The following is a 20840-nucleotide window of genomic DNA, read 5'->3' on the forward strand; positions in this document are numbered from 1 at the left end:
GGTGATTTGTTAATAGTAATAATTACTCATAATTGACATTACTATCGGTAAGAGCTACAATTTTCTTATACGATGATTTTATTTGCAGATAGGCGAGGAGAGAAAGCGATCATGACAAAGGCCGTACCCGTACACATTTTATCCGGATTTCTGGGGAGCGGTAAGACGACGCTACTATCGCAGGCCATTGAATATTATAAGCAAAGCGGCAAAAAGCCCGCAGTGCTCATGAATGAGCTGGGCGATGTCAATTTGGACGGCATGCTGGTGGAAGACGATGTTCCGATGACCGAGATGCTGAGCGGTTGTATATGCTGCACGATCCGTGGGGATCTGGGGCTAGAGCTGAGGGACTTGATCCGGGATAATGACCCCGATGTGATATTCGTTGAATGTACGGGTGCCGCGAACCCGATTGAAATATTGGATGGTGTGACCGATGCTTCGCTGTTAACGGAGCTTGAATTAAAATCCGTTATTACGGTCATCGACGCCGCTCAATTTCAAAAGCAGCATGAAGGAGGGAAGAGCAAAACCTTCCGTCTAATGCAGGATCAAATTCGCTGCGCGACACAGCTGATTCTAAACAAGATCGATTTGGTTCCGACCGATGCAATTGCAGCTATTGAAAAGGGGATTCGCGAGCTGAATCCGGTTGCTCCCATGACGGCGACGGTTCGCTGTCAAGTCGATATGAGCTTGTTTGATCGGTTAACAGAAGCTGAAGGGACGGTTACGGCATCGGAGCACGCGCATAGTGAAGCGGATCATGCTCATTGTCATATGGAAGATGGCGTGTGCACAGACCCGTCTCATCATCACGATCACCATGCCGAACATGGACACGAGATGCATCACTCCCATGATCATGTCATGGTGTACACCCATTATTTTAGCAAACCTATTGATAGTGAGGAATTTGAGGCGCTGGTCGGCAGACTGCCGCAAGAGGTATATCGCGCCAAAGGCATTCTTCGTTTTTCAGATACGGCCAGCTTGTTTTTATTCCAATACGCTTACCGTGAAATGGATTTTGTAAAAATAACTCCCAAGGAAGATTTGCCTAATGTAGCCGTATTTATCGGGGAGCATTTTTCGAAGGAAAGACTCGCGGCGGAACTGGCGGCGCTGGAGCGAGAGGATTGACTCCGTTGGCAAAATCGGGCATTATTAACCTAAGTATGCATAAATTGAGGGATAACTATGTCAAATCATGAGCATGAACAACATACGCAAGAAACCATTCAGGAAATGGTCCGGGCGATGGCCAATAAAGGATGGCGAATTACGGATCAACGCAAGAGCTTGGCTGCTTTATTTGCGGAGGCCGAAGGGTATTTGTCACCTAAGGATGTCTATGAGTCCATGAGGCAAAAGTATCCTGGCGTCAGCTTTGACACGGTATATCGGAACCTTCGTTTGTTAAGTGAAATGGGCGTGCTGGAGCAGTTTTATTTGAATGAAGGCGTAAAATTTCGTGCGCGCTGCCAATCGCATCATCATCACCATATGATCTGTCTGCAATGTGAGAAAACCGTTACCTTCGAATTTTGTCCGATGAAGCACGTTCCCAATTTGCCGGGAGGCTTTCAAATTATGAATCACCGATTTGAAATTTTTGGCTATTGTGATGACTGTGCGGCTAAAGCAACGAACCAATAACGTATAACCGAAGAGCCTTTGGATCCTGGGTGATCCGAAGGTTTTTTTGCTATATAGAGTCCACGCAAACACTTGAATCGGCTATGACGCCAAGAGCTGCTTTAAGGGTTATTTTGCTTTTGATAAAATGTTAAAAAACGATTGACACATTTCACCAGCGGTGCTAATATACTGACTATAAATCATAGTAATCAGATCGGAATAAAAGTTAATCAACCGGACCACCGGAGATTTCAAGCCGAGATAAGGAGACGAAAGCTTCTTATTGAACAACAGATTACATATGGTTCGACTTGGTCCTATATAAATGAGGGGAGAAAATAAAGATGTCGAATGTACGCCTGTTGAATTGGAAAAAGTGGTCCGTTGTCAGTTTAGTCAGTTTATCCTTGCTGGGTCTTACCGCATGCGGCGGAGGAGCAGGGGCTCCTGCGGCGGGAACGGCTCCGACAGGCTCGCCGGACAATAAGACGGCAGCGGCAAAGCCCGTAGAGCTTCTCAACGTATCCTATGATCCTACACGCGAACTGTACCAGGATTATAACAAAGCATTTGCAACCTATTGGAAAAATAAAACCGGCCAAACTGTTACCTTCAAGCAATCCCACGGCGGCTCCGGCAAACAAGGGCGGTCGGTGATCGACGGGCTGGAGGCGGATGTCGTAACATTGGCACTTGCTTACGATATTGATGCGATCCAGGAGGCGGGCTTGATCCAGAAGGATTGGCAGAAGAAGCTGGCCAACAACAGCTCTCCTTACACTTCAACGATAGTTTTCCTGGTTAAAAAAGGGAATCCCAAAGGGATCAAGGACTGGGACGATTTAATCAAACCGGGTGTTCAGGTCATTACCCCGAATCCGAAGACATCGGGTGGCGCCCGCTGGAATTACGTAGCCGCTTGGGGCTATGCGTATCAGAAGTATGGAAAGGATGAGGCCAAAGCGAAGGATTTCGTGCAGCAGCTGTTCAAAAACGTGCCGGTGCTGGATTCCGGAGCCCGTGATTCTACAACGACCTTCGTACAGCGCGGCATTGGTGATGTCTTGATTGCCTGGGAGAATGAAGCCTACTTGTCTATTAACGAGTTTGGCAAAGATAAATACGAGATCGTAACGCCTTCTATCAGCGTGCTGGCTGAGCCACCGGTTGCAGTTGTCGATAAAGTCGCCGATAAAAAAGGAACCCGTGAAGTAGCGCAAGCATACCTGGAATACTTGTACACTGAGGAAGGCCAAAATATTGCGGCGAAAAATTACTACCGTCCTCGTCTGGAATCGGTAGCCAAGAAATATGAATCCCAATTCAGTAAAGTCAACCTGTTCACCATAGACGATGAACCGTTCGGCGGATGGACGAAGACGCAGAAGACGCATTTTAACGATGGCGGCGTGTTTGACCAAATCTATAAACCATAACTTTAAAAGATAGAGTAGGAATGAAAGAGAATGAAAGTCAGAGGAGAGAAATCCATGGCAAAAGGTTGGAAAGAGCGCAGTATATTACCTGGTTTTGGATTGTCGATGGGCTTCACGGTGTTATATCTCAGTTTAATCGTCCTCTTTCCGTTATCTGCCATCTTCATAAAAACATCAGGGTTGTCATGGGTGCAGTTTTGGCACGTGGTCACGGATCCGCGTGTCCTCGCATCCTACAAAATCAGCTTCGGGACGGCAATCGGGGCTGCATTGGTTAACACTGTATTCGGATTTATCGTTGCCTGGGTCCTTGTACGATATTCCTTTCCGGGTAAACGGTTCATAGACGCGCTGGTTGATCTTCCTTTCGCTCTGCCTACAGCCGTAGCGGGGATTGCCTTGACCACGATTTATTCGCAAAATGGCTGGATCGGCAGTATTCTCGAGCCCCTTGGCATCAAGGTTGCCTTTACCCCTATCGGCATCGCGCTTGCCCTTACGTTTATCGGCATCCCCTTTGTTGTACGCACGCTGCAGCCGGTTATCGAGGAGCTGGAGAAGGATATTGAGGAGGCAGCGGTTAGTCTTGGTGCGCGCAGATGGAGAACGTTCAGGAAAATTATTTTTCCCGAGCTGCTGCCGGCCTTGTTGACCGGATTTACGCTAGCTTTCGCCAGAGCGGTGGGAGAGTACGGCTCCGTCGTTTTCATCTCGGGGAACATGCCGATGAAGACCGAAATTGCCCCACTGCTTATCATGACCAAACTGGAGCAGTACGATTATGCAGGAGCAACCGCTATCGCGCTTGTCATGCTGGTCATTTCCTTCCTGATGCTGCTGGTCATCAACTTCATCCAATGGCGGGCGAACCGCTTGAATGTATCGAATTAACGCTTACGAAGTAAGTTTTGCACAGCAAAACTCAAGCAACTCTTACGATGTAAGTTTTGCACAGCAAAACTCTGAGGAGGGACCCCCATGGCCGGATACGTGGCAACCGTAAAAATAGGTTCGGGAGTTAAGGATAGACCCAAGCACATTACCGAACCGGCGGTCGTGAAATGGATTTTAATCGCCATTGCAATAGCATTCCTGGGCTTTCTGCTTGTGCTTCCGCTCATTTCAGTGTTTGTCGAGGCATTCCGAAAGGGCAGCGAAGTGTACTTCAAGGCATTTTCCGATCCGGATGCCGCAGCAGCCATAAGACTGACTCTAATGACGGCGGCCATTGCCGTTCCGCTCAATCTAGTGTTCGGCGTCGCGGCAGCATGGGCGATCACCAAGTTCAAATTTAAAGGCAAAAATGTACTCATTACTCTAATAGATCTTCCTTTCGCCGTATCGCCCGTCATCTCCGGTTTGATCTATGTGTTATTATTCGGAGCCAGAGGGTGGTTCGGACCCTGGCTGGGAGAGCATGATATCAAAATCATATTCGCGCTGCCGGGCATTGTGCTCGCAACGGTATTTGTTACATTCCCCTTTGTAGCGCGCGAGCTAATCCCTCTGATGCAGGCGCAGGGCGTTCAAGAAGAGGAAGCCGCCGTAACGTTAGGCGCCAAAGGCTGGCGCATCTTCTGGAAGATAACGCTGCCCAACATTAAATGGGGGCTCTTGTACGGGATCATCTTGTGTAACGCAAGAGCGATGGGAGAGTTCGGCGCTGTTTCCGTCGTCTCGGGACACATCCGCGGTTCAACGAACACGGTTCCGCTCCATATTCAAATCTTGTACAACGAGTACAACTTCGCAGGCGCTTTTGCCATGGCATCCTTGCTGGTGCTGCTTGCAATTATCACGCTTGTGGTAAAGTCGGTCATTGAATGGAAGTTTAACGGTTTGAAGCAGCAGGAAGGGGAGTAAGAGAGCATGCATATCGTAGCCAAACACTTGATGAAAAGCTTTGGCCGCTTTCAAGCCACCAAAGACGTCAGTTTTGAGATTGAAAAAGGAAAGCTGATCGGCCTGCTCGGACCGAGCGGCGGCGGTAAAACGACCATCCTGCGTATGCTGGCAGGCCTGGAGGAGCCGGACTCCGGGGAGATTTTGTTTCACGGACAAAAGGTGAATCATCTTCCTCCCCAGGAGCGGGGCATCGGATTTGTATTTCAGAATTACGCGCTATTTCGCCATATGAACGTATTTGAAAATATCGCCTTCGGCTTGTCGGTTCAGAAGCGGCCGAAGTCGGAGATCAAAGCCCGGGTCAGCGAGCTGGTGGAGCTTACTGGACTGAAGGGTCTGGAAAAGAGGCTGCCTCACCAGCTATCGGGGGGACAACGGCAGCGGGTTGCTTTTGCCCGGGCCATTGCCCCTGAGCCTCAGCTGCTGCTGCTCGATGAGCCTTTTGCCGCCATTGATGCGAAGGTCCGCAAGGAGCTGCGCACTTGGCTTAAGGATATGATCAATCGGGTCGGAATTACGACCATCTTCGTCACCCACGATCAGGAGGAGGCGGTCGAGGTAGCCGATCAGATCATGATCATCAATCAAGGAGCCTTGGAGCAAAAGGGGACGCCGATCGATATTTATCAAAATCCGGAAACACCGTTCGTCGCCGGATTTATCGGGGAATCGAACAGTCTGGAACGCATCAATACGTTCAAAGGCTTTGAGAAAGCCGAGCTGCAGGACGCCAAAGCCATTATCCGGCCTGAATTTGTCGAAATCGGGTTCCCCAGCGAAATCTCGTTTCCTTCCGCTTCAGAGATGGGCACGGTCAAAAACATTTATTTCCGCGGCACCAACTGGCAGGTGGAGGTAGAGGTGCATGACCAGATCTTATTCGCATACAGATCCTTGGAGCTTGAGACGTTAAAACCGGGTGATCCGGTACAGGTTCTTATTCATCGGGTTTATTTGTTCAATGATAGGGAAAATCTAACGGTGGAGAACGGTTTGAAAATCGATCCGCTGCCGGTACACATTTAATCGAAAGGAAGAGTTGTCAATGGAACATCACATCACAATACAAAGCGAATATGCGGAGCTGGCGGCAACTCTTCATTATCCTGCGTCGACTGGGTCCAAAAATCCAATTATTATTATCGCCCACGGATTTATCGGCAACCGGATCGGCGTCGACCGGCTGTTTGTCAAAGCGGCAAGGGAGTTTAGCGAACAAGGCTACATGGTGCTGCGGTTTGATTTTGCAGGATGCGGAGAGAGCTCCGGGGATTACGGGTCCGGAGGGCTGGATGCGATGATCGACCAAACCCGTTCTGTCATTGATTATGCCTTGAAAATCGATTGTGTAGATCCTGCCCGTGTCATTCTGCTTGGACACAGCCTTGGCGGTGCAGTAGCTGTACTTACCGCTGCGAGAGATAAAAGAATTAAGTCGCTGGTGCTTTGGTCCGCCGTGGCTCATCCTTTTAACGATATCATAAAGATTATTGGCAAAAAAACATATGAGGAAGCCGTTCAATTGGGTTCCTCCGATTACTTGGGCTATTCCTTCAAGCCTGCCTATTTCGAATCGCTAGCAGGTCATCAGCCTTTGGAGCAAACCCGAAAGTTTACCGGAGATGTGTTCGTCGTGCATGGAACGAATGATGATGTGATTCCCGTTGATTACTGCTTCCTGTATCAAAAGCTGTTCTGGTTAAGATCGCAGGGACAATGCGACAAAGAGGTTATTTTCCAAGCGGATCATACGTATTCCTCCGGTCAAGCCTATATTCAATTGATTTCGGCTACGAAAAACTGGCTGTTATCCTTAGAGAAGCGAAGAAACGACTGGTACGACTGGACAATCTGACATTATTTTTTTAGTCTATATTCCGACAAAAAACATAGGAATAATAATAATGGAGGGATGACAAATGGCAAAACCGTTACAAGTAGATGAACTGTGGAGCAGCAGAATTGTGAACTCTGTTAATGGATTGGAGTACGGCACGGTGCAGATTGTGGTGCATGACGGCAGAATCGTACAAATTGAGAGGACCGAACGTAAAAGATTCGAGTCTGAAGCCGCTTTGCGGGATCAGCATGCTGTAGATGCCAGACAACAAGGAAACCGCCGCAAAGGCTGAACTATATAGCTGTCGACCGGTATACCGGAGACTGTTCGAAAATTCGCGAATTCCCTTTAGGAATTGCGGATAATCGGACGGTCTTTTTGGTTTCTACAGCAGGATGACTCTATTACCTTAAATCTGGGGGAGTGAAGTTCGATGATAGCTAATGTGGAATCATGGTCCGAATTGAGCGAATCGGAAGTATTGCATTTGCCGGATATCCAGTTTGTCACGTATTGCTTTCAAACGTTCGGTTTGAATCGTGGGATCTATAATACGATAGACCAATGGTTATACAATTTCGGATATAAGAATGTGCTTCAGCGGCGGAGCGCTACCGTATCCTTTTTGAACCTGGTTAAGGAAAAGAACGGAGCGGAGCGCACTAACGGCAGCATCCTTCGTTTTGGCAAAGGCGGCGTGACCAAGCAGCTGTATGATTTTATCCATCTCCCCGTCCCGGTGTTTCTGAATCAGAATTAATGATCTGAAAAACAATCCACTCTCCTTCATTGGAGTGAAGAAACGTGCTATTAAAATGGAGTAATATATATACTATTCCAAAATATATAAATATATGGTAAAATTATCCTGTGAATAGTGGCCGCTATTTATATCCAATTTTGGGAGGTAGAATTTATGAAAAAAATGAAGTCATTGCTGCTCTCTGCATTTGTACTCATTATGGTCTTCGCTATCGCCTCATCTGCCTATGCCAATACGTATAGAAAAGGCACAACGTACAATGATCCTATGATATTTTATGGCTACAGCGATAATTTCAGAGGGTATTTTACTTCTTATTCCGATGCCGATTATTATAAACACACGAATACTTCCTCTGCATTTGAGCATTTTTATATTAATTTCGATACTATTGATGATAGAAGCTACGATTATTTCATAAGCTCCATTGGAGTCACAGGGCTAGGTTCTGTCGCTAATCGTGTATTTTCTGCAACTGGCCGCGAATCTTGGGAAATTAATCTTGCTCCGGGCGGGGTGCTGGATATCAAGGCGAAGCCGTTTAACCCTAGCAAGGTAGATCAAAGCATTCACTATGAAATCTGGTGGGCGAAGACTCCGCTATTTTAATATGCTGGAATACACCAAAACGGCCTCCGTACGCGGAGCGCCGTTTTTCATTTTTCTCTACCCTATCATGAATCTGCTACTGAGCTTTTTGCGGCTCATACCGGACATGATTGTTTCTAATGAATATCCATACGCCGAATATAAGCAAAAGACCGGCAGCAACCTGAATCGCATTGATGGATTCCCCCAGGATCATCCAGGCTAAAAGGGTGGCTCCTATCGGCTCCCCAAAGACGGCGCTGGACACGGAGGCTGCGTTAACATACTTGAGTGCCCAATTGAACAGAACATGGCCGAATACCGTAGGCACGATAGCTAACAGCAGAAATAAGACATATTCGTTAATCGAGTAATCAATGAACGAATATCCGTTAAAGCCGTTGTAGATGGCAAAGCATATCCCGGCCACTAAGAATACGACAAAGCTGTACAGCAGAGAGGGGATATGCTTGCTCAGTTTTTGACCCAGAAGCATATGTACCGCCACGGCAGCAGTCCCCAGAAGTGAGAGCAGATCCCCTAGCAATGCGCCCCCCGAAACGGTAAAGTCTTTAAACCCAATCATCATAGCGGCTAGGACCGCAAGGCAGATTCCGGCCACTGCCGCTGTGGTTGTCCGTTCCCGATAAACGATGAAGGCTCCAGCCAGAACAAAGATCGGCTCCAAAGTAAGAAGCACGGTGGAGCTTGCTACCGACGTGTATTTCAAGGAAGCCATCCATAGCAGGAAGTGAAGGCCGAGAGCTGCACCGGAGCCGATAAGCAAGAGCCAATCCTTTCTGGATAGCTTCTTAATATCTGGTATATATTTCCACATCATAGGCAGCATCAGCAGGTTTGTAATGAAGAGTCTGTACATCCCGGATACCGAGACCGGTGCTGATGACAGCTTGACGAAGATAGATGAGAACGAGATGGCTATGATCCCCGCGGTAAAAACTATCCACAATGGGAAAGGGCTTCTTTTATTGGTAATCATTGCTATTCCTCCGATGGTAGCTGCTTCAAAACCTTTTTATTATACTAAACTATGGGGGAGTAATGCTAGAGCGAATCATAGATTTTCTAGCCCTCTGTCGTAAAGATTACGTTATTGTCAAAGCGGGGCATGTGGGATATAATGTGGAAGTTATTTAGAAAGGAGAATTGACCAATGTTTAAATCGAAAGCTATCATTCTTATGCTTTTAAGCCTGGTTCTGCTTCTATCGGCATGCGGACAAAAACCGGCAGCAGATTCTTCCTCGGCTGGCGCAGGTAAACCGGAAGAGGCTAAGGCGACCAAGCTGGAGCAAATTAAAAAAGCGGGCAAAATTGTCGTAGGTACTAGCGCCGACTATCCTCCTTATGAGTTTCATAAAGAAGTCAACGGCAAGGATACGATCGTAGGCTTTGATATTGAGATTGCCAAAACTCTAGCCAAAGATCTGGGTGTCACGCTTGAAATTAAAGATTTGAAGTATGAAGGCTTGCTGCCAGCATTGGAAGCGGGTAATATCGACTTCATCATCTCTGGAATGACGCCGACGCCGGAACGTCAGCAAAGCGTAGATTTCACCAAAATCTACTATACAGCGGTGCAAACGGTGGTTATTCGTGCGGAGGACAAGGATAAATACAAATCTATCAAAGATTTGGAAGGCAAGAGAGTCGGCGCACAAAAAGGTGCTACGCAGGAACAAATCGTGACCAAGCAAATGCCGGGCTCCGAGATGAAGGCTCTTGGTAAAATCTCCGACCTGATGTTGGATTTGAAGAGCAAGAAGACAGAAGCTTTAGTAGTTGAGCAGCCTGTAGCAACTGCTTACTTGTCCAAAAATCCGGATTTGATCATTTCGGATATCAAATTGTCTACGGAAGACAGCGGTTCTGCTATCGCAGTGAAGAAAGGAAGCTCTGATCTGGTGGATGCAATGAATGCTTCGCTGGACAAGCTGATGAAGGAAAAAACCGTGGATAAATTTGTAATGGAAGCGAACGATTTGGTGGAATAATAAGACCAAGCACGATAACAAAAACCTGTGCGGAGATCCGTCGGGTTTTTGTTTGGTTTATTACAACTAGAAGAAGGAGCCGATCCGGTGGATTTTTCTTTTTTGCCTAAGTACTACATGTTTTTCTTGAATGGCGCCAAGGTAACCTTGCTGTTGTCTTTGTTTACCGTCATTATCGGTGTTATTCTCGGGGTAATCCTGGCTCTGATGCGCCTATCCCGGATAGCTCCATTGAAGATGATCGCTACGGCGTACATCGAGTTTATTAGAGGAACTCCGCTTCTCGTGCAGCTGTTTTTGTTTTACTACGGCTTGCCGAAGCTCGGAATCCAATTTCCGGAGGTTCCTGCCTTAGGGACTGCGTTCCCTGAATTTATGGCCGGGGTCGTTGCATTATCGGTTAACAGCGCGGCCTATGTGGCCGAGACATTCCGTGCAGGGATTCAAGCCATCGATAAAGGACAGATGGAGGCTGCGAGATCGCTTGGTATGCCTCACAGCATGGCCATGCGCTTCATTATTTTGCCGCAGGCGATCCGCAACGTGCTGCCTGCTCTAGGCAACGAGTTCATCGTCATTATCAAGGAATCGTCCATCGTGTCCGTCATCGGAATCAGTGAGCTGATGTATAACGCGGATACGGTTCGTGGTAATTCTTTCCGTCCGTTCGAACCGCTCATTATCGCCGCGCTTATTTACTTTGTCATCACCTTCACGTTATCCAAGATTCTCGGTATTGCCGAAAGGAGGATGAGGACCTCTGATTAAAGTAACGGATTTACGCAAATCTTTTGGTAATCATCATGTATTGACCGGGATTGACATCGATATCGCCAAGGGAGAAGTCGTCGTTGTTATTGGACCGAGCGGTTCCGGAAAAAGCACGTTCCTGCGCTGCTTGAACCTGCTGGAGCAGCCGACAGGAGGCGATGTCGTATTCGAAGGGATCTCGCTGCTGAATGGAAAGACGGATATTAACAAGCTGCGTCAAAAAATGGGCATGGTGTTTCAGCAGTTTAATCTGTTCCCGCATATGACGGTTCTGGAAAATATTACGTTAGCTCCCCGCAAGCTGAAAGGCATGAGTACGGAAGAGGCGAATAAAATCGCTCATGAGCTGCTTCGCAAAATCGGGCTTCTGGATAAAGCGGACCGGTACCCGGGTCAGCTCTCCGGCGGACAAAAGCAAAGAATCGCCATCGCACGTGCGCTGGCCATGTCGCCGGATATGCTGTTATTCGATGAGCCCACGAGCGCACTGGATCCGGAAATGGTTGGGGAGGTGCTCGATGTCATGAAGCAGCTGGCCAAGGACGGTATGACCATGGTGGTAGTCACCCATGAGATGGGCTTTGCCCGGGAAGTGGGCAGCCGCCTCGTCTTTATGGACGGTGGCAAAATTATCGAGCAGGGGAATCCGGCGGAGGTATTCGCGAATCCCCAGCAAGCAAGAACAAAGGAGTTCCTGGGCAAGGTGCTGTAAGCTTAAGCCCTGCCTACTCTCTATATGCGATAGGGGCGCCGTGATAGATTGCGGTTCCGACCGGCTCTCCTTCGCAAATTGCTTTCATGGAGCCGGCATTATCGAAGTTAAACACGAACACTGGCAGCTTGTAATCTCTAGCGAGAATAAAGGCCGATTGATCCATGACCGTCAGGTTTTGGTTCAGCACCTCATCATACGGCAAGGAAGCGTACGGTCTGGCAGATGGGTTCAACCTAGGGTCGCTGTCCAATACGCCATCAACCCCTTGCTTCGCAACAAGAATTGCGTCACAGTTTACCTCAAGGGCACGCTGGACTGACGGATAGTCCGTTGTTACATAAGGCTGGCCGTTGCCGCCGGCAAAAATCACAATATAGCCTTTTTCAAGGTGATGGATGGCGCGCAGCCGAATGTAGGGCTCGGCAACTGAATTTACAGGGAACGAAGACATCACCCGGACCTCTTTGCCCGTCTTTAGCTTCAGTACCCCCCTCAGCATCAAGCTGTTAATCACCGTGGCCAATGTGCCGATATTATCTGCTTCCACACGTTCAATACCCCAATACTCGGCCATATTTCCCCGGAATATATTGCCGCCTCCGATAACAATGGAAACCTCGATTCCCATCGCTACCACACTTTCGATTTCTCGGGCGATATGCTCCAGACGGTCGGGATCAAAGCCGAAATCATTGGCTCCGGCAACGGCGCCGCCGCTTAGCTTGATCAGAATGCGATTGTACCTGGACATCTGCTGCACCTCCATAAAAGTGGCTTTTAAGAACAAAGAACAAGTCTTGGGGCAAAAAAAAGAACCAAAGCACAAGGCCTTAGTTCTTCATTGCCGTTATAAGCTGAATAGGAAAGAGCAGTCCGTGCTGCTTGCAAGACTTCAGAATTGAATTCATCCTATTGTCTCCTTCCTAAGATCACCATTAAGAGAAGCATAGCAGAAGCCAATTGGCATTTCAATCCTTTTTTACTGCGATTGCTTGCCTAGGCTCTATTCAAGCTTTTCTTGAATTCATCACGGATGGCCTTCAAAATGTCCGGATTGGCAATCGCATCATATGCGGTGTTCGCCAACACTTTGGCTCCGAGAAGCATTCCTTCGAAGGCGCGATCCTTCATCGCGAGATCACGGAACGCTTTGGTATGAAGAAGATGGACTTCATCAATAACCTTAATATATGGATGGATGGTCGGACAATGTCTCGATACATTTCCGAGATCGACAGAGCCGTGATCCTTGCCGTACTGGATTTCTTCCTCTTTGACGCCCATAGCGATCAAATTTGTGGTAAACAGGTCGGATAGGGTCTGGTTGGTAATGAGCTCATCATAGGAGAACTCGTAATTGGAGGTCTTGAGCGTACAACCGGTTTGGAGAGCGGCCCCTTCGGCGCAGCGCATGACCTTCTGCACGACCTCGTCAGTATATGGCCGGTTGGATGATCGCACATAAAATTGCGCTGAGGCATAATCCGGAATGATATTGGCCGCTTTCCCGCCCTCCGGAATGATCCCGTGAATCCGAACGTGGCTTTGGAGCTGCTGCCTGAGCGCATTGATCGACTGGAAGAGCAGCAATACGGCATCCAAGGCATTAACACCTTCATAGGGGCTTGCCGCGGCATGTGCGGCTTTGCCGAAATATTCGAATTGAATGGCATCCATAGCCAACGATTCTCCGGATTTCTCGTACGTATGATAGGGGTGAGCCATCAGGGCAAAATCGACATCATCGAACAAGCCTTCGGCCGACATGGGGACTTTGGCGCCTTTGGTTTCTTCGGCCGGTGTGCCATAGACACGAATGGTACCGCCGGTTTCACGAATGACCGATTGCAGTCCGATCGCCGCCGCAATGCCCATCGTTCCAATGATATGATGGCCGCAAGCATGCCCCAGATCGGCCAGCGCATCATACTCGCATAGAAAAGCAACGACAGGGCCGGGCTTTCCGCTGGAAAACGTACCGATAAAAGCGGTAGGCAAATCCAGTACCGGATTTTGAATTTCAAATCCATGGCGCTTCAGCTCATCCATCAGCCGGCGTGAGGCTAACCATTCTTCATGCCCAAGCTCGGGATGCTCTCCAATATAGCGCGAGATTTCAATAAATGTATCCGCATGTTGATCGATAGTTGCTGCGATAGTTGTTTTCATGGTTTCTCAGACTCCTTTGGTGAAGCTTATTGTATAAGTTCATTATATACAAAAAGACCCCCTCTGCCCAATGGGGGAGGAGATCTGTATTCCTATGCGCGATTAAGTTATTGAACCGTTTTCCTCTTGGGATCAAGCAAAATCTGATCCTCTAATGAACGTTTAATTTTACTCATGGCGTCCACTTCCAATTGATGATTCTGAGGAAAACGTACACCTGTTAAAGCCAATGCCTCATTTAAAGTCAACTCAACGGAAATGGTCTGTTTGTCCTGCTGGTTTTGAGCTTGGTAAGCCATATCAAATCGCTCCTTTACATGATCGTTATGCTGTATCAAGATAGGGGATTCCAGCTGCAATGAGAGTGCCATGTCAGCAAAAAACCTTGATTTTGCTTGATTTCAATATAACACATCATGTAATGTTTATCAAGGGCGACTTCTAAAAAGAGGCTTTATTTTTAAGGAGGCTTGTCCGGTGATATTTAAGTCTTCTTTGCTGCAGGGTGACAACCAAATGGTCGATTTGCTGGCTTAATTCAACCACTCGGGGATCCACCAAGCTGCCGGATTTTTCAACCAATTGATACAACCGGTTTTGCATCTTCTCCATATTACTTTTCAGCAATACATCATCCATTTTTCCCTTAGTCCCCAATCAGTTACATTTTTTTCCTCACATCGAGTTATTATAATACGAACGGAATGTAAAATATGTAAAACGCTGTCGAGGGTTTTGTTAAATTTTTATTACAAAATACATTTCCGTCTAGAAAATGGAAATACTAAACGCTATGGACAGAGGGGGTGAGCTGTGAATGGATAATGCCAAAGAAGATACGAAGAATAATCCAAACTTCAAGGAAAACAAGTTTACGGAGGAAGAAGCGGTCATGCAGGCCAAAAATGCGGCCGACGTACCTCCAAGCTTAAATGAAATCCCTAAGGAAACGAATCCGCAGTAATTGCATAGCTTGGGATAGAGCCGCTGCAGCCTATAATGGCTTCGGCGGTTTTTTGCGCATTGCCGGCAGCTGAACCTATATTACTGATGGGAAAAAAGGGAAGAGGAGAGGCGCGGCTCCGACGGAACCTGACTAAGCTGCAGAGCCGCGCAGATCAAGGAGAACTTATAAAGCGCTGATAAACTCATAACGACCGGATGACAATTGGACGACTTTATAGTCTGATTCCTCCCTTACGGCAGAAATAGAGGAGGATTCCTCTACGGGTATGCCGCTTTCTGTCACTCCGGAACCGGAACTCGAAGGGATATGCACTTCTGCTGTGCAATTTACGGGGATGGTCACTTTTAGAGTCAGAGACTTCCCTTCATTCTCATGAAAACTCTGCTGCCATTCAACATGAGCCCGCCCCACAGGCAGCTGATGCTCTGCTCTAACGTATTCCATGTCATCAGGCACAAACGGCTTAATTGTGAGGTGATAGGAGCCATGCGAAGCATCATAATGGTAACGAATGCCTGCCAAACCCCAATAGAGCCATTCTTCCAGGTGCCCCAGCATAAAATGGTTCTGGGATTTGCCTACCGTCGGGCCGTCCCAAGCTTCCGTCAAGGTGGTGGCTCCATGGGCGATCTGATACCCATAGCTTGGGTGCTCGGTTGAACGCGTCATTTGGTACAAGATGTCCGATCGGCCGTTCATGGCAAGAGCGAGCAGTACATAGCGGTGGCCTATATCACCGGCATTAGTATGATATCCTCTCCGGCGAATGTCCTCAATGAGATGGTGCAGGACCGCATCTTTATGATGTTCTTCCACAAGCCCCAGGACTATCGGCATAGCGTTGGACGTTTGACTGCCTGCCGCATAGTTGGATGTCTCCGGGTCAAAGAACGTGCGGTTGAACGCTGTCTTAATATGTTCCCCCAGGGTCTTATATTGAACCGCATCCTCGGCATGTTGCAGCAGCTCCGCCATTTGGGCAAAGAGATCCACCATATGGTAAAACATGGCGGTTTCCGTATGAGGCACTGGCGTATTCTTCGCAAAACCGGGATCTCCTTCACCGACATCATACCAATCACCCAGGCCGTCTTGAACAATATAGGAATCCGAGCATTGCGTGACATAATCGATATAGGCTTTCATTCCGGAATAATGCTCCGCCATGGGTCGCATGTTCCCATAGAAGCGGTACAGGTTCCATGCGGTCAGCACATAGGCGGCACCCCAGGATACGGAATCGCGGAAGCGATGCCATGGCTCCAGGAAGACGACATATTCCGGCGCCGTGGTCGGCACCATCCCGTTAGGAAGCTGGGCGTCGCGAATGTCCTCCATCGTTTTGATCAGTAAGGATTCGATCTGATAATTATAGATAACGGAAGGCCCCATCAGATGGACCTGCTCAAGCCAGCCGAGCTTTTCACGATGAGGGCAGTCGGTAAAGATACTTTTCATATTGCTTGCTATAGCCCAGTTAATCAATTCGTGCGTGCGGTTCAGCAGTGTATCCGAGCATTCGAAGCTGCCTGTAACCGGCGTGTCGGGATAGATCATTTGGCCTTCCAGCCGAAGCAGTAGTGGGGTAGAAGCGAGCCCGGGATCTCCGGCTGCGATGGCGGACGGAACGGCTCCTTCGATCTGCACATACCGGAAGCCGGTATAGGTGAACCGCGGTCTCCATACTTCCTCACCGCTTCCGGCGAGAGTATAATGCAGCTTGGTGGGGGAACCGGTCCATTTTTGATTGACGGTGCCGTCTTCCTTCAATAATTCTGCTGGAGTCAGAGTGACTTGCGCACCGGCAGGACCTTTTACCGTAAGCTCGACCCACCCGGAGAAGTTTTGTCCAAGATCAGCGACATACAGGTTAGGAGAGGGCTCCGTGAAGCTTACGGGCTGAAACGTCTTCATCACCTTTAATGGTGCCGTTCCTTGCGATTTCAGCTTTCCCGTGGGGACCTCTGCACCAATGGCATTCCTCCAAGAATGATCTTCCCGGAAACCGGCCTGATCCCAACCCTTTGGCAGCAGCCGGGCATCGAAGTCCTCGCCGCCGTAAATGCACGCAAAGGTGATCGGCCCCGATGAGGTTCTCCAGTCCGGATGACTTGCGATTGTATCCACTGAGCCGTCGTCATAGGTGACCTCCAGCTGAACCAGGCATTTGGGCCTGCCGAACGAGCCCTTATACTTGCGGTAACGGCCGCCGGTCACGTTGTAAAATCCATTGCCAAGCATAACGCCTGCCGCATTGGCTCCTGCTTGAAGATAATTTGTTACGTCGTATACGCAATAAAGACAAGTCTTATGATAATTCGTCCAGCCCGGCTCCAGCACGTTGTCGCTGACTTTATTCCCGTTCAGCCGCAGCTCGAAGTGCCCCAATCCGCATAAATAAGCTCTGGCTCTGGCTATCGGCTTATGCAGGTCGAATTCATGCCGGAACAGCGGCAGGGAGGCCTTTTGACCGGAGGAGAGCTCCGGTTCGGCAATCCAGCTTGCTGTCCAATCCCCGGCGTGTAAAAGGCCCATTTCCCACCACGAAGCAGGACTCTCGACCATGCTGCCGTCCTGATCCCATACTTGTATCTTCCAATAATAACGCTGACGCGACTTGAGCGGAGAACCTTGGTAGGGCAGATGAACGTTTTGTCTGCTTGCTACCTCGCCTGTGTCCCATATATTTCCATTTTCATCCCGCAATTCTGATTCTGAATCGGACACGATGATGCGGTATGCGGTTTGCTGCGTCACCCGGGCCGAATCATCCCGATAGCTCCAGCTGAAAGCAGGGGCAGGGGTATCGATTCCTAACGGTGTTATTTTACTATTTACGAACATATCTCCAAGCTGCATCGTCGTTTTCATTCTCCTTTAAACCATTTTGGTCATTCACCATTAAATACAGGATGGGATGCAGCGACCGTAATCGTTCGGAATTCTTTGCCGTAATTGCAGGTAGGATCCCCTTCCTTAAACAGCCTGCAGGAGCAGTAAAAATGATACAGTACCCCGTCATGTGTGATGACCGAAGGCTTGTGAGCAAAGATGGAGTCGATGCTTCCTTGTTCCCCGACGGTAATAATCGGCTCCGGATATTTGTCCCAATGAAGAAGGTCCCGAGACAGAGCAAGGCCTTCCTGGGCTTGCTTATAATTGAAGCCAAAGTAATACATCACCCACTGGTCCCCGTTACGGAGTACGCAGGGATCGCTTACAAAGCCGGAGTCCCAGCGCTCCGGAGATACCTGCAGCACCGGATTGTGCTCATATCGTTCCCAATGAACCAGATCGGTGGAGAAGGCGACTCCTGTCTGCTCGATCCATCTGCCTTTGTTCTTGTTCTTGGCGTTATAAAACAAGTAGAATTTGTTGTCGTGCTCCACAAGGCATTCTTTGTACAAGCCGCCTTTTTCCCAATCGGCGCCTTCCTCCGGTGTAAGAATAGGGTCCGGGCAGCGATGCCAGGTCAGGAGGTCCTCATCCTCCGTCCAGGCGATGCCGATTTTGGCGGAGCCTTCTTCGTAGCCCGTATTTGGATAGGCATGATAGACCAGCCAATATTTGTTGTTCCATTTCTTGAGAACAGGGGGGGCGTCGATCCGGTTCTCCTTCAGAATCCAAGTGCCTGCGATATTGACGGAATCCCATCCAGAGCCTTCATCGCGCCGCAAGATGACAGCCAGATGCTCCCAATTCAGCAGATCCCGGCTTGTCGCCAAGGCGGTCTGGTATCCGATGCCGTCGAACCCGACGTACATCATATAAAATTGCTCGTTATGCCGGAATACGAAGGGACAATCGACGGCATTGTAGTCGAAATGACCCGCAAGCCCGGAACCCGTCAGGACGGGTTTGCCGTATTTGTAAGAAGTTACATAGGCTTGAATATCCATGATTAACACACCTTTTCCTTTTGTCGTTACTGCCAAACCTCTTGCTAGGCATATCTATCTGAAGATTACTACAGGAGCTTCGGGCGCTGAGGGGGTTATAGTATCTGAACTATAGGTTGATTGGACTTTCCGGCCCTTCTTCGCCGTGTGAAAGGTTTGAATCCCCCATTTGCGGCACGTCTGTTTGCCCTTATAGTAGAGAAAAAGAAACCATTGCCGGTCGAAGCAAGGTGATGCTACAACGATCAGGCCAAGGAGCTGAAGCCTTTGAAACATAGCATTCCAAATGGAGTCTGGCCTACGATGATTACTCCGTTCACGGATTCCGATGAGGTGGATTACTTCGCATTGGAGCAGCTGATCGAATGGTATATCGCACAGGGTGTTCACGGATTGTTCGCCGTATGCCAGTCCAGCGAAATGTTCTTTCTCTCCCTGGAGGAAAGAGTGCAGGTTGCCCGGTTCGTGAAACAAAGAGCCGCCGGGCGCGTACCGGTCATTGCTTCCGGTCATGTATCGGAACGATTCGAGGATCAGGTGGAAGAGCTGAAACGAATGGCGGATACCGGCGTCGATGCGGTCGTATTGGTCAGCAACAGGCTGGCGGCCCCGGAAGAGTCGGATGAACTCTGGGTGCAACGTACCCGGAAGCTGCTTGACCGGATACCGGATGTGCCGTTCGGTATTTATGAATGCCCGTATCCATACAAAAGATTGCTGTCCCCTGCGATGCTCGAATGGTGTGCAAGTACAGGCAGATTTTTATTTCTGAAGGATACCTGCTGCGATTTGTCGGGGATTGCCAACAAGCTGGATGCCGTCAAAGGGAGTTCATTGCAAATTTTTAACGCCAACTCGGCGACATTACTGGAATCTCTGAGGCTTAGGGCTGCGGGGTTCAGCGGTGTGATGGCGAACTTCTATCCCGACCTATATGTGACGCTTACCGAGCTTTGGAAGAACGATCCGGACCAGGCGGAGAAGCTTCAGTCCTTTATTGGACCGGCTTCTTTAATCGAGCTGCAAATGTATCCTGTCAACGCGAAATACCACTTGCAGCAAAGGGGACTCCCCATCAAGATATACTGCCGTTCCAAAGACGTCACAGCATTCAGAGAAAATCATCGCTTGGAGGTCCGACAGCTGGATAGCTTGTATAAGCTATTCAAGGAACAAATGGCTAAGGGAAGTGAGGGTTCCGTGTCCGAATTCGGACGGTAGCCCGCTGTATCATTGCCAGATTGCATGAGCCTTTGTAACGAACAGATATAGGGAGGTCGTCATATGCCTTTTCAGGCGAAGGATAGAATTGTATTTATCGGCGATAGTATAACGGATAAAGGCAGGAAGAAGGATCCTGTGAAGCTGGGCTCGGGCTATGTGCGAATGCTGCATGATTCGCTTATGTCACTTTACCCGGAGCTATCCCTGAAGGTCATCAATGAAGGAGTGTCTGGCAACAGGGTCATCGACTTGGCCAAGCGCTGGACGCTGGATGTGATAGATCATCGGCCGCAATGGCTTTCGATATCCATCGGGATTAACGATGTGTGGAGACAGCTGGACTCGCCGGATATCGAGCAGGTGTATCCGGAACGCTATGAATCGGTGTACAGGGGACTGCTGGACCAGACCCGGTCCCTGCCGGATTGCCGGCTTATTCTGATGGAGCCGACGATTATTAAGGAATACCCGGAATCTACCGGGAATGGTTTGCTAAAGCCTTATGTGGAGATCGTTAACCGGCTGGCGGAAGAATACAGGGCGATTCTCGTTCCTACGCATCAAGCCTTTTTGCACTTTTTGCAGTGCAACACAGGACAGGACCTTACTACGGACGGAGTCCATATGAACAGCCTGGGAGATACTCTGATGGCAACAACGTGGCTGAAAGCCGTTAGAAGCTATAAGAGGTAGTTACGAATCCTTTTGAACATTCCATCCTCATATGTTTCACGATATTTGCCTGGAGGTCATGCACCTTCAGGCTTTTTTATTATCAACATTCGTGGCTCCCCGCAAAGCAGCTGAATCAGACTCGCCTTGCCGAGTGGGGTTACTTGATTCAAAAGCATCGGGAACAATCATGATGGTGCCTGTCGGCGCCTATAAACAGGAGCCATTCGCCC

General features: G+C 48.8%; 23 protein-coding genes. 16 read left to right on the top strand and 7 right to left on the bottom strand.

The window, feature by feature from the left end:
- Nucleotides 1–111: 111 nt before the first annotated feature.
- From B1728_RS05525 to B1728_RS05570, 10 genes are all read left to right on the top strand, one after another.
- Nucleotides 112–1146 (top strand): CobW family GTP-binding protein, encoded by a 1035-nt coding sequence (locus B1728_RS05525; RefSeq protein WP_079909188.1) that lies wholly within the window; start codon nucleotides 112–114, stop codon nucleotides 1144–1146.
- Between the two features lie 57 nt (nucleotides 1147–1203).
- Nucleotides 1204–1662 carry a Fur family transcriptional regulator gene (locus B1728_RS05530; protein WP_079909189.1) on the top strand — a complete coding sequence of 153 codons (459 nt, stop codon included), beginning with the start codon at nucleotides 1204–1206 and terminating at the stop codon, nucleotides 1660–1662.
- Nucleotides 1663–1988: 326 nt separating this feature from the next.
- Nucleotides 1989–3080: a sulfate ABC transporter substrate-binding protein gene (locus B1728_RS05535; RefSeq protein WP_079909190.1), complete on the top strand. Its 1092-nt coding sequence runs from the start codon at nucleotides 1989–1991 to the stop codon at nucleotides 3078–3080.
- Between the two features lie 54 nt (nucleotides 3081–3134).
- Entirely contained in the window at nucleotides 3135–3971 is an 837-nt protein-coding gene (gene cysT / locus B1728_RS05540) for a sulfate ABC transporter permease subunit CysT (RefSeq protein WP_079909191.1), read from the top strand.
- A gap of 87 nt (nucleotides 3972–4058) precedes the next feature.
- Nucleotides 4059–4943, top strand: coding sequence for a sulfate ABC transporter permease subunit CysW (gene cysW, locus B1728_RS05545; RefSeq protein ID WP_079909192.1), 885 nt, complete (start codon nucleotides 4059–4061; stop codon nucleotides 4941–4943).
- A 6-nt stretch (nucleotides 4944–4949) separates the two neighbouring features.
- Nucleotides 4950–6011 carry a sulfate/molybdate ABC transporter ATP-binding protein gene (locus B1728_RS05550; protein ID WP_079909193.1) on the top strand — a complete coding sequence of 354 codons (1062 nt, stop codon included), beginning with the start codon at nucleotides 4950–4952 and terminating at the stop codon, nucleotides 6009–6011.
- 19 nt (nucleotides 6012–6030) lie between these two features.
- Nucleotides 6031–6840: an alpha/beta hydrolase gene (locus tag B1728_RS05555; protein WP_079909194.1), complete on the top strand. Its 810-nt coding sequence runs from the start codon at nucleotides 6031–6033 to the stop codon at nucleotides 6838–6840.
- Nucleotides 6841–6904: 64 nt separating this feature from the next.
- Nucleotides 6905–7117 carry a YezD family protein gene (locus tag B1728_RS05560; protein WP_079909195.1) on the top strand — a complete coding sequence of 71 codons (213 nt, stop codon included), beginning with the start codon at nucleotides 6905–6907 and terminating at the stop codon, nucleotides 7115–7117.
- 141 nt (nucleotides 7118–7258) lie between these two features.
- Nucleotides 7259–7585, top strand: coding sequence for a hypothetical protein (locus B1728_RS05565; protein WP_079909196.1), 327 nt, complete (start codon nucleotides 7259–7261; stop codon nucleotides 7583–7585).
- 156 nt (nucleotides 7586–7741) lie between these two features.
- Entirely contained in the window at nucleotides 7742–8197 is a 456-nt protein-coding gene (locus tag B1728_RS05570) for a hypothetical protein (RefSeq protein ID WP_079909197.1), read from the top strand.
- Between the two features lie 76 nt (nucleotides 8198–8273).
- Here B1728_RS05570 and B1728_RS05575 read toward each other — a convergent pair whose 3' ends face one another.
- Nucleotides 8274–9176 carry a DMT family transporter gene (locus B1728_RS05575; protein WP_079909198.1) on the bottom strand — a complete coding sequence of 301 codons (903 nt, stop codon included), beginning with the start codon at nucleotides 9174–9176 and terminating at the stop codon, nucleotides 8274–8276.
- Between the two features lie 174 nt (nucleotides 9177–9350).
- On the opposite strand from B1728_RS05575, the gene B1728_RS05580 reads away from it, so the two are divergent.
- The 3 genes from B1728_RS05580 to B1728_RS05590 all read left to right on the top strand — a co-directional run bounded on the left by B1728_RS05580 (nucleotide 9351) and on the right by B1728_RS05590 (nucleotide 11673).
- Nucleotides 9351–10190, top strand: a complete 840-nt coding sequence (locus B1728_RS05580) for a transporter substrate-binding domain-containing protein (RefSeq protein WP_079909199.1) — start codon at nucleotides 9351–9353, stop codon at nucleotides 10188–10190.
- A gap of 87 nt (nucleotides 10191–10277) precedes the next feature.
- Nucleotides 10278–10958: an amino acid ABC transporter permease gene (locus B1728_RS05585; RefSeq protein ID WP_079909200.1), complete on the top strand. Its 681-nt coding sequence runs from the start codon at nucleotides 10278–10280 to the stop codon at nucleotides 10956–10958.
- Entirely contained in the window at nucleotides 10951–11673 is a 723-nt protein-coding gene (locus B1728_RS05590) for an amino acid ABC transporter ATP-binding protein (protein WP_079909201.1), read from the top strand. Before B1728_RS05585 ends, B1728_RS05590 begins: the two co-directional genes overlap by 8 nt.
- 13 nt (nucleotides 11674–11686) lie before the next feature.
- Here the strand turns inward: B1728_RS05590 and pyrH are convergent, their stop codons facing one another.
- From pyrH to B1728_RS05610, 4 genes are all read right to left on the bottom strand, one after another.
- Nucleotides 11687–12427, bottom strand: coding sequence for a UMP kinase (gene pyrH, locus B1728_RS05595; RefSeq protein WP_079909202.1), 741 nt, complete (start codon nucleotides 12425–12427; stop codon nucleotides 11687–11689).
- Nucleotides 12428–12672: 245 nt separating this feature from the next.
- Complete coding sequence (locus B1728_RS05600) at nucleotides 12673–13845, bottom strand: M20 family metallopeptidase (protein WP_079909203.1); 1173 nt, start codon at nucleotides 13843–13845, stop codon at nucleotides 12673–12675.
- 107 nt (nucleotides 13846–13952) lie between these two features.
- Nucleotides 13953–14144 carry a hypothetical protein gene (locus tag B1728_RS05605; RefSeq protein ID WP_079909204.1) on the bottom strand — a complete coding sequence of 64 codons (192 nt, stop codon included), beginning with the start codon at nucleotides 14142–14144 and terminating at the stop codon, nucleotides 13953–13955.
- 142 nt (nucleotides 14145–14286) lie between these two features.
- Nucleotides 14287–14484 carry an aspartyl-phosphate phosphatase Spo0E family protein gene (locus B1728_RS05610; protein ID WP_079909205.1) on the bottom strand — a complete coding sequence of 66 codons (198 nt, stop codon included), beginning with the start codon at nucleotides 14482–14484 and terminating at the stop codon, nucleotides 14287–14289.
- A gap of 178 nt (nucleotides 14485–14662) precedes the next feature.
- Here B1728_RS05610 and B1728_RS36150 point away from each other — a divergent pair, with 178 nt between their 5' ends.
- Nucleotides 14663–14809, top strand: coding sequence for a hypothetical protein (locus B1728_RS36150; protein WP_179135902.1), 147 nt, complete (start codon nucleotides 14663–14665; stop codon nucleotides 14807–14809).
- Nucleotides 14810–14974: 165 nt separating this feature from the next.
- On the opposite strand, the gene B1728_RS05615 is transcribed toward B1728_RS36150, so the two are convergent.
- Nucleotides 14975–17683 carry an alpha-L-rhamnosidase gene (locus B1728_RS05615; RefSeq protein ID WP_256865246.1) on the bottom strand — a complete coding sequence of 903 codons (2709 nt, stop codon included), beginning with the start codon at nucleotides 17681–17683 and terminating at the stop codon, nucleotides 14975–14977.
- 20 nt (nucleotides 17684–17703) lie between these two features.
- Entirely contained in the window at nucleotides 17704–18711 is a 1008-nt protein-coding gene (locus B1728_RS05620; protein ID WP_079909207.1) for a glycoside hydrolase family protein, read from the bottom strand.
- Between the two features lie 267 nt (nucleotides 18712–18978).
- On the opposite strand from B1728_RS05620, the gene B1728_RS05625 reads away from it, so the two are divergent.
- Together B1728_RS05625 and B1728_RS05630 are read left to right on the top strand one after the other, a co-directional pair.
- Nucleotides 18979–19932, top strand: coding sequence for a dihydrodipicolinate synthase family protein (locus B1728_RS05625; protein WP_079909208.1), 954 nt, complete (start codon nucleotides 18979–18981; stop codon nucleotides 19930–19932).
- Nucleotides 19933–19995: 63 nt separating this feature from the next.
- Entirely contained in the window at nucleotides 19996–20628 is a 633-nt protein-coding gene (locus tag B1728_RS05630) for an SGNH/GDSL hydrolase family protein (RefSeq protein ID WP_079909209.1), read from the top strand.
- Nucleotides 20629–20840 lie beyond the last annotated feature (212 nt).

Origin of the sequence: Paenibacillus sp. 32352 (assembly GCF_002042965.1) — a bacterium.
GTDB lineage: Bacteria > Bacillota > Bacilli > Paenibacillales > NBRC-103111 > Paenibacillus_S > Paenibacillus_S vulneris.

What these genes read in the sequence shown, in the direction of transcription:
- B1728_RS05550 (WP_079909193.1), top strand. Translation starts at nt 4,950, where the DNA reads ATGCATATCGTAGCCAAACACTTGATGAAAAGCTTTGGCCGCTTTCAA.
- B1728_RS05565 (WP_079909196.1), top strand. Translation starts at nt 7,259, where the DNA reads ATGATAGCTAATGTGGAATCATGGTCCGAATTGAGCGAATCGGAAGTA.
- B1728_RS05620 (WP_079909207.1), bottom strand. Translation starts at nt 18,711, where the DNA reads ATGGATATTCAAGCCTATGTAACTTCTTACAAATACGGCAAACCCGTC.
- B1728_RS05630 (WP_079909209.1), top strand. Translation starts at nt 19,996, where the DNA reads ATGCCTTTTCAGGCGAAGGATAGAATTGTATTTATCGGCGATAGTATA.
- cysW (WP_079909192.1), top strand. Translation starts at nt 4,059, where the DNA reads ATGGCCGGATACGTGGCAACCGTAAAAATAGGTTCGGGAGTTAAGGAT.
- B1728_RS36150 (WP_179135902.1), top strand. Translation starts at nt 14,663, where the DNA reads ATGGATAATGCCAAAGAAGATACGAAGAATAATCCAAACTTCAAGGAA.
- B1728_RS05530 (WP_079909189.1), top strand. Translation starts at nt 1,204, where the DNA reads ATGTCAAATCATGAGCATGAACAACATACGCAAGAAACCATTCAGGAA.
- B1728_RS05535 (WP_079909190.1), top strand. Translation starts at nt 1,989, where the DNA reads ATGTCGAATGTACGCCTGTTGAATTGGAAAAAGTGGTCCGTTGTCAGT.
- cysT (WP_079909191.1), top strand. Translation starts at nt 3,135, where the DNA reads ATGGCAAAAGGTTGGAAAGAGCGCAGTATATTACCTGGTTTTGGATTG.
- B1728_RS05610 (WP_079909205.1), bottom strand. Translation starts at nt 14,484, where the DNA reads ATGGATGATGTATTGCTGAAAAGTAATATGGAGAAGATGCAAAACCGG.
- B1728_RS05570 (WP_079909197.1), top strand. Translation starts at nt 7,742, where the DNA reads ATGAAAAAAATGAAGTCATTGCTGCTCTCTGCATTTGTACTCATTATG.
- pyrH (WP_079909202.1), bottom strand. Translation starts at nt 12,427, where the DNA reads ATGTCCAGGTACAATCGCATTCTGATCAAGCTAAGCGGCGGCGCCGTT.
- B1728_RS05560 (WP_079909195.1), top strand. Translation starts at nt 6,905, where the DNA reads ATGGCAAAACCGTTACAAGTAGATGAACTGTGGAGCAGCAGAATTGTG.
- B1728_RS05575 (WP_079909198.1), bottom strand. Translation starts at nt 9,176, where the DNA reads ATGATTACCAATAAAAGAAGCCCTTTCCCATTGTGGATAGTTTTTACC.
- B1728_RS05600 (WP_079909203.1), bottom strand. Translation starts at nt 13,845, where the DNA reads ATGAAAACAACTATCGCAGCAACTATCGATCAACATGCGGATACATTT.
- B1728_RS05525 (WP_079909188.1), top strand. Translation starts at nt 112, where the DNA reads ATGACAAAGGCCGTACCCGTACACATTTTATCCGGATTTCTGGGGAGC.
- B1728_RS05605 (WP_079909204.1), bottom strand. Translation starts at nt 14,144, where the DNA reads ATGGCTTACCAAGCTCAAAACCAGCAGGACAAACAGACCATTTCCGTT.
- B1728_RS05580 (WP_079909199.1), top strand. Translation starts at nt 9,351, where the DNA reads ATGTTTAAATCGAAAGCTATCATTCTTATGCTTTTAAGCCTGGTTCTG.
- B1728_RS05555 (WP_079909194.1), top strand. Translation starts at nt 6,031, where the DNA reads ATGGAACATCACATCACAATACAAAGCGAATATGCGGAGCTGGCGGCA.
- B1728_RS05615 (WP_256865246.1), bottom strand. Translation starts at nt 17,683, where the DNA reads ATGAAAACGACGATGCAGCTTGGAGATATGTTCGTAAATAGTAAAATA.